The sequence below is a fragment of the Rhodospirillum sp. A1_3_36 genome, from assembly GCF_047263945.1.
GTDB lineage: Bacteria > Pseudomonadota > Alphaproteobacteria > Rhodospirillales > Rhodospirillaceae > Rhodospirillum.
Window position 1 is genome coordinate 1 of sequence record NZ_JBLAVB010000094.1, and the last position, 1,207, is coordinate 1,207.

Sequence of the window (1,207 nt, forward strand, 5' to 3'; positions counted from 1 at the left end):
ATGATCGCCAAACCGCATCCCTGAAAAACACCCCGTAATTTCTCACCCAGCCTCCATTATAACCTAACTCACTATTATCATTCACTCTTTCTAAGCTCAGCCGACTGCCCGGTGACTTTTCCGGGTTCAGGGCATCGCCACCCGGATCCGCATCTGGGGCGTCGATGCTCCGGAACTTTCCACAAGGGAAGGACCCGCCGCGCGGGAGGTGCTTCGCGCCCTCCTTGGGGATGGTCCTGTCGCCTGTCGGGTCATTGATAGGGATCGGTATGGCCGGGCCGTGGCTCGGTGCTTCGCCGGGGACCGGGATTTGGCCGAGGACCTGGTCCGGCGCGGCTGTGCCCGGGATTGGCCGCGCTACAGTGGCGGCGCCTATGCCCGGGTGTCCCGGGCCGGGGTGTGCCGATGATCCACCAACAAACCAGAGAATGGAGAGCGACGATGTTGAAGCCTGTCGCCGGTGTCGCGGTTGTCGTGGCCTGTCTTTTCCCGCTTGCGGCCTGTGACCCGAAGCCGTCGGGGTATGAGGTGGTGGGGGCCGTCGGGACTACCGAAGGCGTGATCACCCAGGGAACGACCATGTTTGCGGTGATCGACGCCGTGGACGGAGATCAACTCACCCTGCACATGCTCCATTCGGCCATGAGCCGTGATGGGAAAGGAATCGTGTTCGTCGGTGACGAGATCCGGGCCAGGGTCCTGCCTCTCGAACCCGGAAACACCCGTCGGGCGGTCTGCGCAACCGCGATTGTCGGACAGGAGGGAAAGGCGGTGCCGGTCTCGGGTCCTCCCGTGGACGGCTGTGTTGCGTCCGTTAATGACTTTCGAGGTCGTGTGGGTTTGCCGGTCGATGAGATCGCCGTCGATACGGTGACCTGGGTCAGCCTGACCGGAGACATCGTCATGAATGACCCGAAATGATGGGGCGCCAGGGGAAAAGACGGTCACCGCACCGTATTGAGACCGATTGGAGGAAGCTCATGTTCAAGTCTGCCGCCAGTGCCGTGGTGGTCGCCGGTCTTTTCGCGCCAATACTGATGGCCCAGGAACCCGAAGGGATTAAGGGGGAGGAGTGTCGCGGCTCACTCTACAGTACGAGCGTGGATGAAAACGGTCACATAACGACACAAGATGTGAGCGGGATGATTACTCCGGTTACGACCATGTTCACCTATATCGAAAGTCTTCATGGAGACCGGATGACCTT

3 protein-coding genes are annotated in these 1,207 nt (G+C 60.6%); all 3 read left to right on the top strand.

Annotated features, from left to right (window positions below; all coding sequences use genetic code 11):
* Positions 1-151: 151 nt before the first annotated feature.
* On the top strand, positions 152-409 hold the full coding sequence (locus ACLIRY_RS27125) for a thermonuclease family protein (RefSeq protein WP_413208527.1): 258 nt from the start codon (positions 152-154) through the stop codon (positions 407-409).
* A gap of 32 nt (positions 410-441) precedes the next feature.
* Positions 442-921, top strand: coding sequence for a hypothetical protein (locus ACLIRY_RS27130; RefSeq protein WP_413208525.1), 480 nt, complete (start codon positions 442-444; stop codon positions 919-921).
* A gap of 59 nt (positions 922-980) precedes the next feature.
* Positions 981-1,207: hypothetical protein (locus ACLIRY_RS27135; RefSeq protein ID WP_413208526.1), on the top strand; the 227-nt coding region annotated here is incomplete at its 3' end.

Coding starts and splice junctions, on each gene's coding strand:
- ACLIRY_RS27130 (WP_413208525.1), top strand. CDS start 442: ATGTTGAAGCCTGTCGCCGGTGTCGCGGTTGTCGTGGCCTGTCTTTTC.